Annotated in this window: 13 protein-coding genes; 5 read left to right on the top strand and 8 right to left on the bottom strand. The window is 66.9% G+C overall.

Annotated elements, in window-relative coordinates; genetic code table 11:
- Window positions 1–42: 42 nt before the first annotated feature.
- Entirely contained in the window at window positions 43–189 is a 147-nt protein-coding gene (locus QMG28_RS05320; RefSeq protein WP_281841175.1) for a hypothetical protein, read from the bottom strand.
- Window positions 190–426: 237 nt separating this feature from the next.
- Here QMG28_RS05320 and ppk2 point away from each other — a divergent pair, with 237 nt between their 5' ends.
- The 3 genes from ppk2 (at window position 427) to QMG28_RS05305 (ending at window position 4,088) form a co-directional block, all read left to right on the top strand.
- Window positions 427–1,437 carry a polyphosphate kinase 2 gene (gene ppk2, locus QMG28_RS05315; RefSeq protein WP_281841174.1) on the top strand — a complete coding sequence of 337 codons (1,011 nt, stop codon included), beginning with the start codon at window positions 427–429 and terminating at the stop codon, window positions 1,435–1,437.
- Window positions 1,438–1,579: 142 nt separating this feature from the next.
- Entirely contained in the window at window positions 1,580–2,821 is a 1,242-nt protein-coding gene (locus QMG28_RS05310; protein WP_281841173.1) for a lytic murein transglycosylase, read from the top strand.
- 73 nt (window positions 2,822–2,894) lie between these two features.
- Complete coding sequence (locus QMG28_RS05305; RefSeq protein WP_281841172.1) at window positions 2,895–4,088, top strand: pyridoxal-phosphate-dependent aminotransferase family protein; 1,194 nt, start codon at window positions 2,895–2,897, stop codon at window positions 4,086–4,088.
- A 245-nt stretch (window positions 4,089–4,333) separates the two neighbouring features.
- Here QMG28_RS05305 and QMG28_RS05300 read toward each other — a convergent pair whose 3' ends face one another.
- From QMG28_RS05300 to QMG28_RS05285, 4 genes are all read right to left on the bottom strand, one after another.
- Window positions 4,334–5,446, bottom strand: a complete 1,113-nt coding sequence (locus QMG28_RS05300) for a pyridoxal phosphate-dependent aminotransferase (protein ID WP_281841171.1) — start codon at window positions 5,444–5,446, stop codon at window positions 4,334–4,336.
- Window positions 5,447–5,595: 149 nt separating this feature from the next.
- On the bottom strand, window positions 5,596–5,928 hold the full coding sequence (locus tag QMG28_RS05295; RefSeq protein ID WP_281841170.1) for a DnaJ family domain-containing protein: 333 nt from the start codon (window positions 5,926–5,928) through the stop codon (window positions 5,596–5,598).
- A 9-nt stretch (window positions 5,929–5,937) separates the two neighbouring features.
- The gene (locus QMG28_RS05290) at window positions 5,938–6,285 is read right to left on the bottom strand and encodes a DnaJ family domain-containing protein (protein ID WP_281841169.1); all 348 of its coding nucleotides are present in this window, start codon (window positions 6,283–6,285) and stop codon (window positions 5,938–5,940) included.
- Window positions 6,286–6,431: 146 nt separating this feature from the next.
- The gene (locus tag QMG28_RS05285; RefSeq protein ID WP_281841168.1) at window positions 6,432–9,530 is read right to left on the bottom strand and encodes a valine--tRNA ligase; all 3,099 of its coding nucleotides are present in this window, start codon (window positions 9,528–9,530) and stop codon (window positions 6,432–6,434) included.
- A gap of 155 nt (window positions 9,531–9,685) precedes the next feature.
- Between QMG28_RS05285 and QMG28_RS05280 the strand changes: the two genes are divergently transcribed.
- Complete coding sequence (locus QMG28_RS05280; RefSeq protein ID WP_281841167.1) at window positions 9,686–10,675, top strand: zinc transporter ZntB; 990 nt, start codon at window positions 9,686–9,688, stop codon at window positions 10,673–10,675.
- A gap of 69 nt (window positions 10,676–10,744) precedes the next feature.
- Here QMG28_RS05280 and QMG28_RS05275 read toward each other — a convergent pair whose 3' ends face one another.
- Entirely contained in the window at window positions 10,745–11,176 is a 432-nt protein-coding gene (locus tag QMG28_RS05275) for an Lrp/AsnC family transcriptional regulator (RefSeq protein WP_281841166.1), read from the bottom strand.
- 110 nt (window positions 11,177–11,286) lie between these two features.
- Between QMG28_RS05275 and QMG28_RS05270 the strand changes: the two genes are divergently transcribed.
- Complete coding sequence (locus QMG28_RS05270) at window positions 11,287–12,420, top strand: type III PLP-dependent enzyme (RefSeq protein ID WP_281841165.1); 1,134 nt, start codon at window positions 11,287–11,289, stop codon at window positions 12,418–12,420.
- A gap of 201 nt (window positions 12,421–12,621) precedes the next feature.
- Here QMG28_RS05270 and QMG28_RS05265 read toward each other — a convergent pair whose 3' ends face one another.
- Complete coding sequence (locus QMG28_RS05265; protein WP_281841164.1) at window positions 12,622–13,806, bottom strand: M24 family metallopeptidase; 1,185 nt, start codon at window positions 13,804–13,806, stop codon at window positions 12,622–12,624.
- 62 nt (window positions 13,807–13,868) lie between these two features.
- On the bottom strand, window positions 13,869–15,092 hold the full coding sequence (locus QMG28_RS05260; protein WP_281841163.1) for an efflux RND transporter periplasmic adaptor subunit: 1,224 nt from the start codon (window positions 15,090–15,092) through the stop codon (window positions 13,869–13,871).
- Window positions 15,093–15,094 lie beyond the last annotated feature (2 nt).

Below are 15,094 nucleotides of genomic sequence, written 5' to 3'. Positions count from 1 at the left end.
CGCTCCGGCTATCCGGCCGGGGCGGTTTTTCGTGTCTGGGGATCAGTCGCGGCCATCGATGCGCAGGAGCCAGCCCTCGGGGCCGACGACGGAACTGGGCAGGAAGGCGATCATCGCTTCGCGCAGGGCGAGGGTGGCAATGAGCGCGACGATGACGCTGTCAGCGGTGATGGTGTCGAACACAGGCATCTTCTTTCTCCGTACCTTGATGGGGCCGAACCTGGTGCCCAATCCGGGCAAGATCGTGACGAGAGCGGGGAAAGGTGGCGGTTTTCAGGGGCGTGCGGGCGACAAACGGGCAGAATGCGGGCGTTCTTTTTCCGGCCCGGAAACAGCCGCGCATATCGCTCCGGATTGACCCGGATCAAGGCGCGGCGGGGCGGAGATGTTGTAGGATCGTTGCGTAGTGAACGAAGGGAGTGACTCATGGCGACAGCCTCGACCAAATCTGCAACCGCCGCCACGGGAGCCAAGGCCGCTCCCGGTGACATATCGGCCGCGCCCGAGAGCGCGGCGCCGGTTGCGAAAGTGAGCGTGAAGCCGGAGACGGCGAAGAAGAGCGAGGGGGCGTTCCCGCAGGTGACCGCCGATCTGATCCGCCAGACCTTCGAGAACGGCGAATATCCGTATTCCGAGAAAATCGGCCGGCGCGACTACGAACGCGAGAAGGCGCAGCTTCAGGCCGAGCTGCTGAAGGTTCAGAAATGGGTTGGTGAAACGGGGCAGAAATTCGTGCTCCTGTTCGAAGGCCGCGACGCCGCCGGCAAGGGCGGCACGATCAAGCGCTTCATGGAGCATCTGAACCCGCGCGAAGCCCGTGTGGTGGCGCTGAACAAGCCCAGCGAGCGCGAGCGTGGTCAGTGGTTCTTCCAGCGCTATATCGAACATCTGCCGACCGCGGGCGAGATGGTGCTCTATGACCGCTCCTGGTACAATCGTGCCGGTGTGGAGCGGGTGATGGGGTTCTGCACCCCGAACGAATATCTCGAATTCATGCGCCAGACGCCCGACCTTGAGCGGATGCTGGTGCGGTCGGGCATCCAGCTTTACAAATACTGGTTCTCGGTCACCCGCGACGAACAGTTGAGCCGCTTCAACAGCCGCGAGCACGATCCCCTGAAACAGTGGAAGCTGAGCCCGGTGGACAAGGCGAGCCTCGACAAGTGGGACGATTATACCGAGGCGAAGGAAGCGATGTTCTTCTACACCGACACCGCCGACGCGCCCTGGACCATCGTCAAGTCGAACGACAAGAAGCGTGCGCGGCTGGAGACGATCCGGCATTTTCTCAACACGCTGGAATACCCCGACAAGAATACAGAGCTTGTCCGGGCGCCCGACCCGCTGATCATCGGTCATGCTAGCCAGGTGATCCACGGGGCCGATCATATTCTCGGCGCGAGCCTGCATCCCGATCATCGGCGAAGCGGGAAGTAGGCTTGCGGCCATGGGAGGAGAGAACGCGCGCGGTGGCAACATCGCGCGCGTTTTTCGTCGCGCCGCTTTTTGCTCATCCCCCCGGGAAGCCTTTGCCCGATCCCGGCCCGCGCGCTAGGCTCGGGGGCAAAAGGAGACGGTGATGAGCGTGTCACGCAGAGAGGTGAGCCTTGGGCTGGTCGGGCTGTCGTTGATGGGTTGCGGCGGGGCCGGGCCGGTCGGGAGCGTGGCGGCGCCGGTGCTCGCCTCGGACGAGCCGGCCCCGGTGGCGCGGGCCGATGGCGGCTATGACGCCTGGCTGCGCGGGTTTCGCGCCCGCGCCTCGTCGAAGGGGATTTCGCAGGCCACGCTCGATGCCGCCTTCCGCGCGGCGGGCTATCTGCCGGATGTGATCGAGAAGGATCAGACCCAGTTTCAGACCCGGCGCACGCTGGAAGATTACATCGCCATCGCCGCCTCCGATGCGCGGCTCAGGATCGGGGCGGAGAAGCTGCGGGCGCATGGCGCGGCGCTCGGCCGGATCGAGGCGCGCTATGGCGTGCAGAAGGAAGTGGTGGCGGCGATCTGGGGGATGGAAAGCTCCTACGGTGCGCGGCGTGGCTCCACCCCGGTGATCTCGGCGCTGTCGACGCTGGGCTATAGGAGCCGGCGGGCGGCGTTCTTCGAGGGCCAGCTGGTGGCGGCGCTGAAGATCCTGCAGGCCGGCGACATCACCCCGGCGCGGATGACCGGAAGCTGGGCCGGGGCGATGGGGCATACGCAATTCATCCCCACCACCTATCTGGCCCATGCGGTGGATTTCACCGGCGACGGGCGGCGCGACATCTGGGCTGACGACCCGAGTGACGCGCTGGCCTCGGCGGCGCATTACCTGGCGCAATCGGGTTGGCAGAAAGGGCGGCTCTGGGGCGTCGAGGTGCGGCTGCCCTCGGGGCGCGACGATCTGGTCACGCGCCCGGTGGCGGAGTGGCGGGCGCGGGGGGTGACGCTGGCGCGCGGCGGCGCCGTGCCCGATCATGGCCCGGCCACGCTGATCCTGCCGGGCGGCGCGGGCGGTCCGGCCTTTCTGCTCTTCGGCAATTACCGCGCCTTCCGCGCCTATAACGATTCGATGAAATATGCGCTGGCGGTGGGCCATCTGTCAGACAGGCTGGCGGGCGGCGGGCCGCTGGTGGGCAGTTTCGGCACCGATGCCCAGGGTCTGACGCTGGACGAGCGCAAGGAAGTGCAGGAGCGGCTCACCCGTGCCGGGTTCGACACCCAGGGCGCCGATGGGGTGATCGGCGACAAGACCACGGCGGCGATCCGCGCCTATGAGGCCGCGCGCCGCCTGCCTGTGACCGGGATCGCCTCGAAGGCGTTGCTGCTGCATTTGCGGGGCTGACGGCCCCCGGGGGCAATTGACCTTCCCGGCGGCTGGGCCTACCGCTTTGGGACGTCCTTTCATGAGGTTTCCCATGACATTGTCCCACGGCCGCCCCTACCTTGCCATTCCCGGCCCCTCGGTAATGCCCGACCGGGTGCTGAACGCCATGCACCGCGCCGCGCCCAACATCTATGAGGGGGCGCTGGTCGATATGGTGGCGGGGCTGGTGCCGGACCTGAAGGCGGTGGCACGCACGAAGGGACATGCGGCGATCTATATTGCCAACGGACACGGCGCCTGGGAGGCGGCGGCCTCCAACACGGTGCGGCCGGGCGACAAGGTGCTGGTGCTCTCCACCGGGCGTTTCGCCACCGGCTGGAGCGAGGTCTTTGCCCGGCTCGGCGCGCGGATGCAGGTGATCGACTTCGGCAAGCAATCGCCCATCGACCTTGCCCGCGCCGAGACCGCGCTGGCCGCCGATACCGGCCATGAGATCAAGGCGGTGGTCGCGGTGCATATCGACACCTCGACCAGCGTGAAGAACGATGTGCCGGGCCTGCGCGCGGTGCTCGACAAGCTCGGACACCCGGCGCTGCTGATGATCGACTGCATCGCCTCGCTGGCCGTCGACCCGTTCGAGATGGATGCCTGGGGCGTCGACGTGATGGTCGCGGCGAGCCAGAAGGGGCTGATGACGCCGCCGGGCCTTGGCTTTGTGTTCTTCAACGACAAGGCGGCGGCGCGACAGCCGGAAACGGCGAGTTTCTACTGGGATTGGACGCCGCGGGCGAAGCCGGATTTCTTCTACCAGTATTTCGGCGGCACCGCGCCCACCCACCACCTTTTCGCGCTGCGCGAGGCGCTCGACATGATCGCCGAGGAAGGCGGGATCGAGGCGGTCTGGGCGCGGCACGAGAAACTGGCCCGCGCCGCCTGGGCGGCCTTCGAGGCCTGGGGGCAGGGCGGGCCGCTCGAGATGAACATCGCCGATCCCGCTTTGCGCAGCCATGCCGTCACCGCGCTGCGGCTCGACGGCGACAATGGCACGCGGCTCAGGCGCTGGGTGGAGGAGAAGGCCGGGCTGACGCTGGGCATCGGCCTTGGCATGGCCGAGCCGGGCAGCCCGGAGGCCGACCGCTTCTTCCGCATGGGCCATATGGGGCATATCAACGCCCATATGCTGATGGGCGCGCTCGGGGTGATCGAATCGGGCTTCGAGGCACTGGGCATTCCCTATGGACCCGGTGCGCTGAACGCGGCGGCGAAGGTGATCGCGGAGGCTTAGGGGTGGCGCGCCGGGGGCGGCTTTAAGGCGTGTCTGACGGGCTGCGCCGCGTGGGAGTCCGACACTGGGAATCTAGAGTTCTAGAATCCTGGCGCTCTGTGTTTATATTGTACTTTCAATGAGTTGAGCGCATATTTGTGTTCAGATTTTGTTCACATCTTTCCAAAGCGTGAACGTGGATCGGGCGCTCAATGGGTGACACGGTGGCTTGTCGCCCCGACGGGTATTGGCGCTGTTGCGCGCCGTCAGCGCGCGCGGGCGGCGGCCAATGCCTCGGGCAGCGCGCGCTCCAGCAGGTCGAGCATCTGGGGCGTGCCCGCCGAGATGCGGATGCAGCGGTCCTGTGGCGCAACGAAGGGCATCCGCACGAAAACGTCGCGCGCCAGCAATTCTTCCAAAACCGCGCGGGCGAAGGCGCCGTCGGCGCCGCAATCCACGGCCACGAAATTGGCCGCCGAGGGCAGCGCGGCGAGGCCGTTGGCGGCGGCGATTTCGGTGATCCGCCCGCGCGCGACCGAGACGGCGGCCTGCACTTCGGTCAGGTGATCGCCATCGGCCAGCGCCGCCTCGGCGCCGATCTGACTGATCCTGCTCATGCCGAAATGGTTGCGCACCTTGTCGAAGGCGCGCACCAGTTCCGGCGCGGCGATGGCATAGCCCACGCGCGCGCCCGCCATGCCATGGGCCTTCGAGAAGGTGCGCATCCGGATCACGCGCGGATCGTCCGCGTCGATCTGCGGCGCGGTGCCCGCGGGGGCGAATTCGATATAGGCTTCGTCGAGCACCATCAGCGTGCCCTCCGGCACCGCCTCGATCATCGCCCGGATGCGGTCGGCGGAATGCCAGGTGCCCATCGGATTATCGGGATTGGCGATATAGACAAGCTTCGCCCCGGTCTCCGTCGCCCTGGCAATGAGCGCCTCGGGGTCTTCGTGGTCGCCCGCATAGGGCACGGTGAGGAGCGCGCCGCCAAAGCCCGCGACGTGGTAGTTGAAGGTGGGATAGGCCCCGGCGGAGGTGACCACCACATCGCCGGGCGCGACGGTGAGGCGCACGAGTTCGCCCAGCAGCCCGTCGATCCCGCCGCCCACGGCGATATGGGCGGGAGACACGCCCAGATGCGCCGACAGCGCGGCGCGCAGGTCATGGCTTTCCGGGTCGGCGTATTTCCAGCTGTCCCGCGCCGCCTCGGCCATTGCGGCAATCGCTCTGGGCGACGGGCCGAAAACGCTTTCATTCGCGCCGAGCCGGGCGCGGAAGGGCCGCCCGCCTGCGCGCTCCATCGCCTCGGGGCCGACGAAGGGCACGGTGGCGGGCAGGCTTTCGGCGAGCGGGGTGTAGCGGGGGCCTCTGGTCATGGCCGCAGTTGGCCTGAAACCGGCGCGCTGGGCAAGGGGGATCGCGGGGCACCGGGGTGGCCGCGCCGTAGGCAGCTATGCGGGCGCAGACCTGCAAGGTGGAAGGGCCGGACGCACGACCCATCCAGATGCATCATACGGGTGCCCGGTCACGGGCCGAGAAATTTCATCCGCGCCTCGCGGGCGATGGCATAGCGCAACTCCAGATCCGCGATCACGGCCATTTTCTTCTTCTTTTCCGCCGGATCGGTCTCTTCTCCCCAGGCGCGACGGGCCTCGTCCAGCGCCCGTTTGAGCGTGATCTCTGCCGGCAGCGCGCCCGCTTCGGCCATGATCCGGTGGCCGACCGCGTCGCCGGCGTCGATAAATGCATCGCCGGGGCGGTAGGGCAGCGGCTTGCCTTCGCCTTCGAGGCCGCGCAGCTTGCCTTCGGCCTCGGCCTTCCTGATCTGCTGTTCGGTGAGGCGGTGCCATCCGCGCATCGTGCTCTCCTAGTGGTGGTGCCGGCTCATGAACGAAAGCCGCGCCTCGCGGGCGATTTCGTGGCGCATATCGAGATCGGCGATCCGGGCCATCATCGCGCGTTTTTCGGCCGGACTCTGCGCCATACGCCAGGCGGCCTTCGCGGCGATGAGTTGCTTGTTCAGGTCGAGTTCGGCGGGCACCCAGCCTGCTTCGGCCATGATGCGGTAGCCCACCGCTTCGCCCGGGTCCAGGAAAGCGTCTTCATAATGCCGGGGCAGGGGTTTGCCTTCGCCCTGCAGGTTCTGCAGCTTGCCTTCGGCCAGTGCCGCCAGCATGCGGCGCTCGGCAAGGCGGGAAAGATCGACACTGAACATGCGCGCCTCCTTTCGGACCGTTCCAATATAGGCGCTTTCGGCGCGGGTTTCATGATCCAGAGCAATGCGCGGCAGAAAATATTTGCGCGCGCAAAACAAAACGGCCCGGCGCGGGGCCGGGCCGTTTCGGTGCCGGTCTGCCGGGTTCAGCCGAGTTCGGCCAGCCGGGCGAGCGCCTCGCGGATCTTGCCCGCCTCGTCCTCGCGCGCGGCGAGGTTGTCGCGGGCTTCCTGCACCACCTCTTCGGGGGCGTTCTCGGCGAATTTCGGGTTTTTCAGCCGCCCGTTCAGCCCGGCGATCTCCTTGTCGAGCTTGGCCAGGGTCTTCTCCAGCCGGGCCTTTTCCTCGGCCACGTCGATGATATCGGCGAGCGGCAGGGCGAAGATGGCGCCCTCGGCGGGGATGGTGACGCAGCCTTTGGGCAGCTTGGCCATGTCGCTCAGGCTGTCGATCCGCGCCATCCGCATGATCAGCGCGGCATTGGTCTCCCACGCCGCGCGCGCGGCCTCGTCGGAGGTTTGCCGGATCATCGGGATCTTGAGGCCGGCGGGCACGTGCATCTGGGCGCGGGCCGAGCGGACATCCTCGATCAGCCGGATCACCCAGTTCATCTCGCGGTCGGCGGCGGCGTCGATCAGGCTGGCGCCGTATTCCGGCCAGTCGGCATGAACGAGCAGGCCGTCGCGCTCGGCGATCTCGCCCCAGAGCTCTTCGGTGATGAAGGGCATGAACGGGTGCAGGAGGATCAGGCACTGGTCGATCACCCAGGCCATGGTGGCGCGGGTTTCCTCGACCACGGCGGCCTCGTCGCTGTTCAGCAGCGGCTTGGAGAACTCCACATACCAGTCGCAGACCTTGCCCCAGACATAGGCATAAAGCCCGTTGGCGGCATCGTTGAAGCGGTAGGCGGCAAGCGCCTCGTCCACGCTTTCGCGGATGCGGGCGGTCTCGCCCACGATCCAGCAGTTCACCGTGGCGCTGACCGAGGCGGGATCGAAGCCCGCCACCGGCTTGCATTCGTTCATCTCGGCAAAGCGGGCCGCGTTCCACAGCTTGGTGCCGAAATTGCGGTAGCCCTTGATGCGCTCTTCCGAAAGCTTCAGCACGCCGCCGATGGCCGCCATCGAGGCATTGGTGAAGCGCAGCGCGTCGGCGCCGTATTCGTCAATGATTTCAAGTGGGTCGATCACGTTGCCCGTGGTCTTCGACATCTTCTTGCCGTGCTCGTCGCGCACGAGCTGGTGCAGATAGACGGTGTGGAACGGGATATCGTCGACCACGGCAAGCTGCATCATCATCATCCGCGCGACCCAGAAGAACAGGATGTCGAACCCGGTGATCAGCACATCGGTGGGGAAGTATTTTTCCAGCTCTTCCGTCTGTTCCGGCCAGCCCAGCGTGCCGATCGGCCAGAGGCCGGAGGAGAACCAGGTATCGAGCACGTCGGGATCGCGCCAGACCGGGTAGACCAGCTTTGTCGGGTCCTGTTCGATGGTGAATTGCGCGAGGCTCTCGGCCAGCATCTCCTGGGCCGCCTTCTTGTCGGCGACCTCGACCACGCGGGCATGGGCGATGGGGGCGGGCGTGTCGGCATTGTCGTCAAGGAAGCGCTCGCGGACCTCGTCGAGCGTGGCGCCGCAATGATAGACCTCGCCCATCTTCACGATCCCGTCGATCAGCATCCGCATCATCTCGACCTGGTCGATCTCGGCATCGCCATCGGTATCGGCCGGGGCTTCGTAGGAGAGATCGAGGCCGTACCAGACCGGAATCTGGTGGCCCCACCAAAGCTGGCGGCTGATGCACCAGGGCTCGATATTCTCAAGCCAGTGGTAATAGGTCTTCTCGCCCGATTCCGGGATGATCTTCGTGCGCCCGTCGCGCACCGCGTCGAGGGCGGGGCCGACGACCTTTTCGGCATCGACGAACCACTGGTCGGTGAGCATCGGCTCGATCACCACTTTCGAGCGGTCGCCGAAGGGCTGCATGATCGGCTTCGACTCGACGTAAGGCACCGCGTTGCCTTCCTCGTCGGTGACCATCACCGCAAGGCCCTCGGCACTGATCTGGTCGATCACCCGCTTGCGCGCCTCGAAGCGATCCAGCCCGCGCAGATCGTCGGGCACGAGGTTGAGCGTATCCACTTCCTCGCCGGTGAAACCCGCACCGCCGGCGATGGCCTGCGCCCGCGTGGCGCAGGCGGCATAATCCAGCCCGTCGTCGCGCATATGGCCCTTGGTGTCCATCAGCCGGTACATCGGAATGCCGCCGCGCTGGGCCACCGCGTAGTCGTTGAAATCATGCGCGCCGGTGATCTTCACCGCGCCCGAGCCGAAGGTGGGATCGGGGTAATCGTCGGTGATGATCGGGATCAGGCGGCGGTGCTCTTTCGGCCCCACCGGAATTTCGCAGAGCTTGCCGACGATGGGGGCATAGCGCTCATCGGACGGATGCACGGCAACCGCCCCGTCGCCCAGCATCGTCTCGGGCCGGGTGGTGGCGATGGAGATGTAGTCGCGCTCCTCCCTGAGCACGACATTCCCGTCCTCGTCCTTCTCGATATAGGTGTAGGTTTCGCCGCCCGCGAGCGGGTATTTGAAGTGCCACATATGGCCGGCGACCTCGATATTCTCCACTTCGAGATCGGAGATCGCGGTTTCGAAATGCGGGTCCCAGTTCACCAGCCGCTTGCCGCGATAGATCAGGCCCTTGCGATACATCTCGACAAAGACCTTGATCACCGCATCGTGGAAATCGGGGCTGTTTTCATGGCCGGTGCGCGGATCGCCCGGGGCGCCGGCCATGGTAAAGGCGTTGCGGTCCCAGTCGCAGGAGGCGCCGAGGCGCTTCAGCTGCTCGACGATGGTGCCGCCATATTGCCCTTTCCACTCCCAGACCTTGTCGAGAAACGCCTCGCGGCCAAGCTCGCGGCGGCTGGGCTGCTGCGTCGCCGTCAACATCTTTTCGACCTGAAGCTGGGTGGCGATGCCGGCATGGTCCTGCCCCGGCTGCCACAGCGTGTCGAAGCCGCGCATCCGGTGCCAGCGCACGAGGATATCCTGCAGCGTGTTGTTGAAGGCATGGCCCACATGCAGCGCGCCGGTCACGTTCGGCGGCGGGATCATCACCGTGAAGGTCTCGTCGCGCGACTTGTTGGCGCCGGCGCGGAAGGCGTGGGCCGCTTCCCATTTCGCCGAAATGCGCGGCTCGGCTGTGGCGGCGTCGAAGGTTTTTTCCATGGCCATGGCGGGGCGTTCCGTTCTCGTCGTCTGGATGTCGCCGGGTGTTTACCCGAGGGGGGCGCAAAGGGGAAGGCGAAAGCCCCCTGCGGCCCGGCAGCGGCGACGGTTTCGGATGACAGCCGGGGCGGGGCGGCTATTCTGCGCCGAGGAGGTGCGGGATGGATGAGGTTCTGACATTTGCCTTTGGCCCGGACGGAAGCGGCGGGCGCAGCGCGGCGGCGGCGGCGCGGGCGGCGGATGTGGCCGCGCCCGAGGGTGGCTTTGCCTGGGTGCATGTCAATGCCTCCGGCCCGGTCGGGCAGGACTGGCTGGCGGGCGCCGGGTTCGACACGATCACCCTGGCCGCGCTCACCGCCTCCGAGACCCGCCCGCGCGCCACGGTGCATGGCGATACGGTGCTGATGAACCTGCGCGGGGTAAACCTCAATCCCGGCGCCGAACCGGAAGACATGGTGTCGCTCAGGCTGTTCATCTCGGCGCGGCTGGTGGTGACGGTGGAGCGGCGCGAACTCAACGCGGTGGACGATGTGATCGCGGGCTTTGCCCGGGGGGCGGGCCCGGCCAGCCCCGGCGATCTGGTCGCCCGCATCGCGCTGCGCAGCGCCGATCGGGCCGAGCCCGTGGTGGCGCGGCTGAACGAACGGATCGACGATCTGGAAGAGACGAGCGACGCCGAGGGCTTCGGCGCGCGTCTGCGCGGCGAACTGGCCGATATCCGCCGTATGGCGATCCTGATGCGCCGCTACATGTTTCCGCAACGCGACGCGCTGTCGTCGCTGGAGATCGAGGACGTGCCCTGGCTCGACAGCCATGCCCGCGCCCGGCTGCGCGAGGCGACGGAGCGCGTCACCCGGCTGGCCGAAGAACTCGACGCGATCCGCGACCGGGCGCAGGTGGTGCATGACATGGTGATGGATCTGCGCTCGGAAGCGATGAACCGGCAGATGCTGCTCCTGTCGGTGGTCTCGGCGATCTTCCTGCCGCTGGGCTTTCTCACCGGGTTGCTCGGCATCAATGTGGGCGGGATGCCGGGGGCGCAGAATCCGTGGGCCTTCTGGATCGTGGTGGCGCTGCTGGTGGCGTTGGCCGGGGGCTTGTTCTGGCTGTTCCGGAAACTCGGGTTTCTGGGCGCAAAGTTGGATAAATGAAACAACTAGCGGAACACTGGCTCAATTTCTGCCAGAGATTGCAGGAAAAGTGATACTTATGCCGTGCTCTCAGCCCTGCCGGTCGATCTTGGTCGAAAGGTGAATGAGGCTCTCCGACCCGCGCACGCCGCCGATCTCGCCGATCCGGTCCAGCGTGTCGTCCAGCTCGGCGGTGGAGCGGGCGGCCAGGGTGACCACCAGATCGAACCGGCCCGAGGCGGTATGGGCCGCCTCCACCTGCCGCATCGACCTGAGCCGCGATACCACCGCCGCGGTGGCGCGCGGCTCCAGCGTGAGCAGCACCGTGGCCCGGATCGTGTCGCGCGCCGCGCCGTCGCCCAGCCGCAGCGCATAGCCGGCGATCACGCCTTTCGCTTCCAGCCGGTCGATGCGGGCCTGCACCGTCGAGCGGGCGAGGCCGAGGCGGCGCGCCAGCGTGGCCACCGGCAGGCGCGCGTTTTCCGCCAACAAGGCGAGGAGCTTTTCGTCGATTTCGTCCATCTGTCGGCCTGTCCGTCGAAATGACGGCACTATGGGGCAATATCGCCGGTCTGTCGCTATGAATCGGCGGGATTTGATCGGATCCTGACAAAAAGGGCAGGGAGATCGTCATGAGCCGCTTTCCGCAAGTCTGGGCCTCGGAAGAGGATCACCTCAGGGCCGCGCGCCCGGAGCACCCGGTGTTCTACTTCGCGCCCGAAGTGCTGGCGCGCACCGCGCGGCGCTTTCGCAACGGCTTTGACGGGCTGGTGACCTTCGCGGTCAAGGCCAACCCCGAGCGCGCGGTGCTGGAAAACCTCGTCGGGGCCGGGATCGCAGGGTTCGACGTGGCCTCGCCCGCCGAGATCGCCCTGATCCGCGAGATCGCGCCGAAGGCGGCGCTGCATTACAACAACCCGGTGCGCTCGCGCGCCGAGATCGCCTTTGCCGTCGAGGCGGGCGTGGCCTCCTATTCTGTCGACGGGATGGGGGAACTGGCCAAGCTGATCGAACTGGTGCCGATGGGGGTGGAGGTGGCGGTACGGCTGCATCTGGGCATTCCCGGCGCGGCCTATGATTTCGGTGAGAAATTCGGCGAAGGCCCGGCGGAAGCGGCGGTGCTTCTGCGGGCGGTGAAGGCGGCGGGATTCACCCCGGCGATGACCTTCCACCCCGGCACCCAATGCGCCGATCCGTCTGCCTGGGCGCGCTATATCGAAGCCTGCGCCGCAGTATCGCGAGAGGCCGGCGTGCGGCTGGCCCGGCTCAATGTGGGCGGCGGCTTTCCGGCGAACCGGGGCCGGCATCTGCCGGAGCTGGAAGAGATTTTCGACACGATCCACCTTGTGCGCGACGAGGCGTTCGGCGCGGAGGCCCCGGCGCTGGTCTGCGAGCCGGGGCGGGCGATGGTGGCCGATGCCTTCTCGCTCGCGGTGCAGGTCAAGGCCATGCGAAGCTGCGGTGCGCTGTTTTTGAACGACGGGATATACGGCGCATTGTCGGAAGCGCCGCTCATGGGGGCGGTGGAACGGCTGCGGGTGGTGGCCCCGGATGGCGGCCTGCGCGGCGGCGCTCCGGTGGCGCGGGTGCTCTACGGCCCGACCTGCGACTCGGTCGATCGCCTGCCCGACCCGGTTGCGCTGCCGGGCAAGATCGCCGAGGGCGATTACATCCTCTTCGACGGGATGGGCGCCTATTCGACGGTGACCGCGACGCGGTTCAACGGCTATGGCGGCTACGAGATCGCGACGGTTCGGGGGCGATAGGGGCGCTGTCGGGGCGCCGGACATCCCGGATGCCAGAAAACCGGAAAACCGGAAAACCAGTTATCCGGATAACTGGTTTTCCGGGTCTGCCGTAACCGTCTGAAAACAAGCCAGAACGCCTTCTGTGAGACGGTGGATTAAGATGTCGTTCACCCTTTCCGGGGCGCCGGCATGGCCCGGTCGGGCGCGGCGGACAGGGCCCTAATCCTTCACCCAGACACCGCGCGGTCGGTCGCAGAAGCAATCCGCCTTGCCGCTCTCGCGGATCAGGATCGGCTCGGTGATCTCGATCCCCCAGCCATCCATCCACAGGCCGGGCATGAAATGAAAGGTCATGCCCGGTTCCAGCACCGTCTCATCCTCGGCGCGCAGGCTGATCGTGCGTTCGCCCCAGTCTGGCGGATAGCTGAGCCCGATCGGGTAGCCGCAGCGCGCGCCGCGGTCTATGCCGGCCTTTTCCAGCACCGATCCCAGCGCATTGGCAATGTCACAGGCGCGGTTGCCGGCCCGGGCGGCCTCCAGCCCGGCTTCCAGCCCCTCCACCAGCGCATCGGCGGCCAGCCGCATCTCCTCGGGCATCTCGCCGAGAAAGACCGTCCGGCAGAAGGGCACATGGTAGCGGCGATAGACGCCGGCGATCTCGAAAAAGGTCGCCTCGCCCTCGCGCAACGCCTCGCCGTTCCAGGTCAGGTGCGGGGCTGAGGCGTCGGGGCCCGAGGGCACCATGGGCACGATGGCGGGATAATCGCCCCAATCGTCGTGATAGCCGCGCAGCGCGTCGCGGTAGATATCGGCGACCAGTTCGTTCTTCTTCAGCCCGGGTTCCGCGCGCTCGAACACGCCATCGACGATCTTTTCCGAAATCCGCGCGGCCTTGCGCATGAAGGCAAGCTCCTCGTCGGATTTCACCGCGCGTTGCCAGTTGACCAGCGCCGTTGCGTCGAGGATCTGCGCGTTCGGCAATTCTTCCAGCAGCGTCACGTAAGCTTTGGCGGAGAAATAGTAATTCTCCATCTCCACGCCGATCCGCGCATGTTCCAGCCCGATCTCCTTCAGCACACCCGCGAGGTGCTGCATCGGGTGGCGTTCGCTGGATTGCACGAAGGCGTCGCCATAGGGGCGCAGGCTGCCCTCGCCGATCCAGGCGGTGCGGCGGGCGCCATTGGCGTCCATGGCACGGCCCCACCACAAGGGCTCGCCCGCATGGGTGAGGATCACGCCCTGATGGACGTAGAACGACCAGCCGTCATAACCGGTGAGCCAGGCCATGTTGGACGGGTCTTCGATGAACAGCGCGTCGAACCCGCGCGCGGCCATCCCGGCGCGCGCCAGGGCGAGCCGCCGGTCATATTCGCCGCGTGAGAATGCCATCTTGCCGTCGCCCATCCCCGAGCCTCCCTGTCAGCCTGCGGAAAGTCTCCCGCCAGCGGCCTGAAAGTGCAAGCCCGCTACTCCAGCGTGGTGCGGTCGACCACGAGCACGCCCTCCTCCACCTTGTCGGAGGGGTGGGTGATCACCTGCTGGCCTTCATCCAGCCCGCCCAGAACTTCGGCGATCTCGGTGTTGCGCTGACCGATCTCGACGGGCTGCAGCCGGGCCATGCCCTCATCCACCACGAAGACGGCCCAATCGCCGTCTTCACGAAAGAGGGCGCTGATCGGCAGGGTGAGCACGTCATCGCCGCGCCATTCGACGATGCGCAGATAGACGCGGAAATTGTGGCCAAGGCTTGGGCGGTCCTCCGGCGGCGTGGTGAAATCGAGCAGCACCTTCACCCGTTGTTCCTCGATGCCGAGGGCCGAGATCTTGGTGAAGGCGGCGGGCTCGATCTCGGTCACGGTCGCGGCAAGGGCGTCCGGTCCGCCCCAGCGTTCGACGTAGGCCTTGGCGCCGGGGGCAATGCGCACTGCGTCTGTCGAGAGCAGATCGACGGTGATTTCAAGATCGCCGCGCGGTCCGATGGTGACGAGCGGCGTGCCGGCGGCTACCATCCGGGCGCTTTCATTGGTGATCGAAAGCACCTGCCCCGAGACCGGGGCGGTGAGGGCGATGCAGCAATTCGCCGCCGCCCCGTCACCGCTTTCGCGGGCGGTGGGCTCGATCAGTACGGCCCTGGCGGCGGACAGCTCGCTTTCGCGCATCCGCTGGGTTGCCTGGGCGCTGTCGAATTGCGCCGCGGCCACGTCGAGCGCGACCTCGGCGGCGTCCATCTGTGCGTCGGAGGCGGCGCCGCGCTCATGCAGCGCGTAGATCCGGTCGAACTGGCGCTGGGCATTGTCGAGATCGGCTTCGGCGGCGCGGGCGGAGGCTTCGGCCAGCAGCTTGGCGGCTTCGGCCTGGGCCACGGCGGCCTCGGCCTGGGCGCGGGCGCGCTGGTCGAGGAAGGCGGGCTCGCCCGGTTCGATCCGGGCCACCACCGTCTCGCCCGCGACCACCGCGTCGCCGATCCTGACCGGCGTGCGCAACACCTGGCCGGAAACCGGGGCCGACACTTCGTAGACATCCTTGATCCGGGTCATGCCATCGGCGTTCACGGTCACTTCCAGCGGTCCGCGGCTGACGGCGGCGAGATCGACGGGCACCATCTCGGGCTGGCTGAGCTGGTAACCGGCCGCGCCGACCCCGGCGAGCACCACCGCCCCGATGACGATATTCCTGAACGTGAGACGCATGG

The sequence above is a fragment of the Sinisalibacter aestuarii genome (assembly GCF_027923545.1).
Taxonomy (GTDB): domain Bacteria; phylum Pseudomonadota; class Alphaproteobacteria; order Rhodobacterales; family Rhodobacteraceae; genus Sinisalibacter; species Sinisalibacter aestuarii.
The sequence above is the reverse complement of the archived record's forward strand: the minus strand, read 5'-3'. Positions and strand labels throughout refer to the sequence as shown.

Coding starts and splice junctions, on each gene's coding strand:
- QMG28_RS05320 (WP_281841175.1), bottom strand. CDS start 189: ATGCCTGTGTTCGACACCATCACCGCTGACAGCGTCATCGTCGCGCTC.
- QMG28_RS05265 (WP_281841164.1), bottom strand. CDS start 13,806: ATGGGCGACGGCAAGATGGCATTCTCACGCGGCGAATATGACCGGCGG.
- QMG28_RS05285 (WP_281841168.1), bottom strand. CDS start 9,530: ATGGCCATGGAAAAAACCTTCGACGCCGCCACAGCCGAGCCGCGCATT.
- QMG28_RS05295 (WP_281841170.1), bottom strand. CDS start 5,928: ATGCGCGGATGGCACCGCCTCACCGAACAGCAGATCAGGAAGGCCGAG.
- QMG28_RS05275 (WP_281841166.1), bottom strand. CDS start 11,176: ATGGACGAAATCGACGAAAAGCTCCTCGCCTTGTTGGCGGAAAACGCG.
- ppk2 (WP_281841174.1), top strand. CDS start 427: ATGGCGACAGCCTCGACCAAATCTGCAACCGCCGCCACGGGAGCCAAG.
- QMG28_RS05300 (WP_281841171.1), bottom strand. CDS start 5,446: ATGACCAGAGGCCCCCGCTACACCCCGCTCGCCGAAAGCCTGCCCGCC.
- QMG28_RS05270 (WP_281841165.1), top strand. CDS start 11,287: ATGAGCCGCTTTCCGCAAGTCTGGGCCTCGGAAGAGGATCACCTCAGG.
- QMG28_RS05305 (WP_281841172.1), top strand. CDS start 2,895: ATGACATTGTCCCACGGCCGCCCCTACCTTGCCATTCCCGGCCCCTCG.
- QMG28_RS05280 (WP_281841167.1), top strand. CDS start 9,686: ATGGATGAGGTTCTGACATTTGCCTTTGGCCCGGACGGAAGCGGCGGG.
- QMG28_RS05260 (WP_281841163.1), bottom strand. CDS start 15,092: ATGCGTCTCACGTTCAGGAATATCGTCATCGGGGCGGTGGTGCTCGCC.
- QMG28_RS05310 (WP_281841173.1), top strand. CDS start 1,580: ATGAGCGTGTCACGCAGAGAGGTGAGCCTTGGGCTGGTCGGGCTGTCG.
- QMG28_RS05290 (WP_281841169.1), bottom strand. CDS start 6,285: ATGTTCAGTGTCGATCTTTCCCGCCTTGCCGAGCGCCGCATGCTGGCG.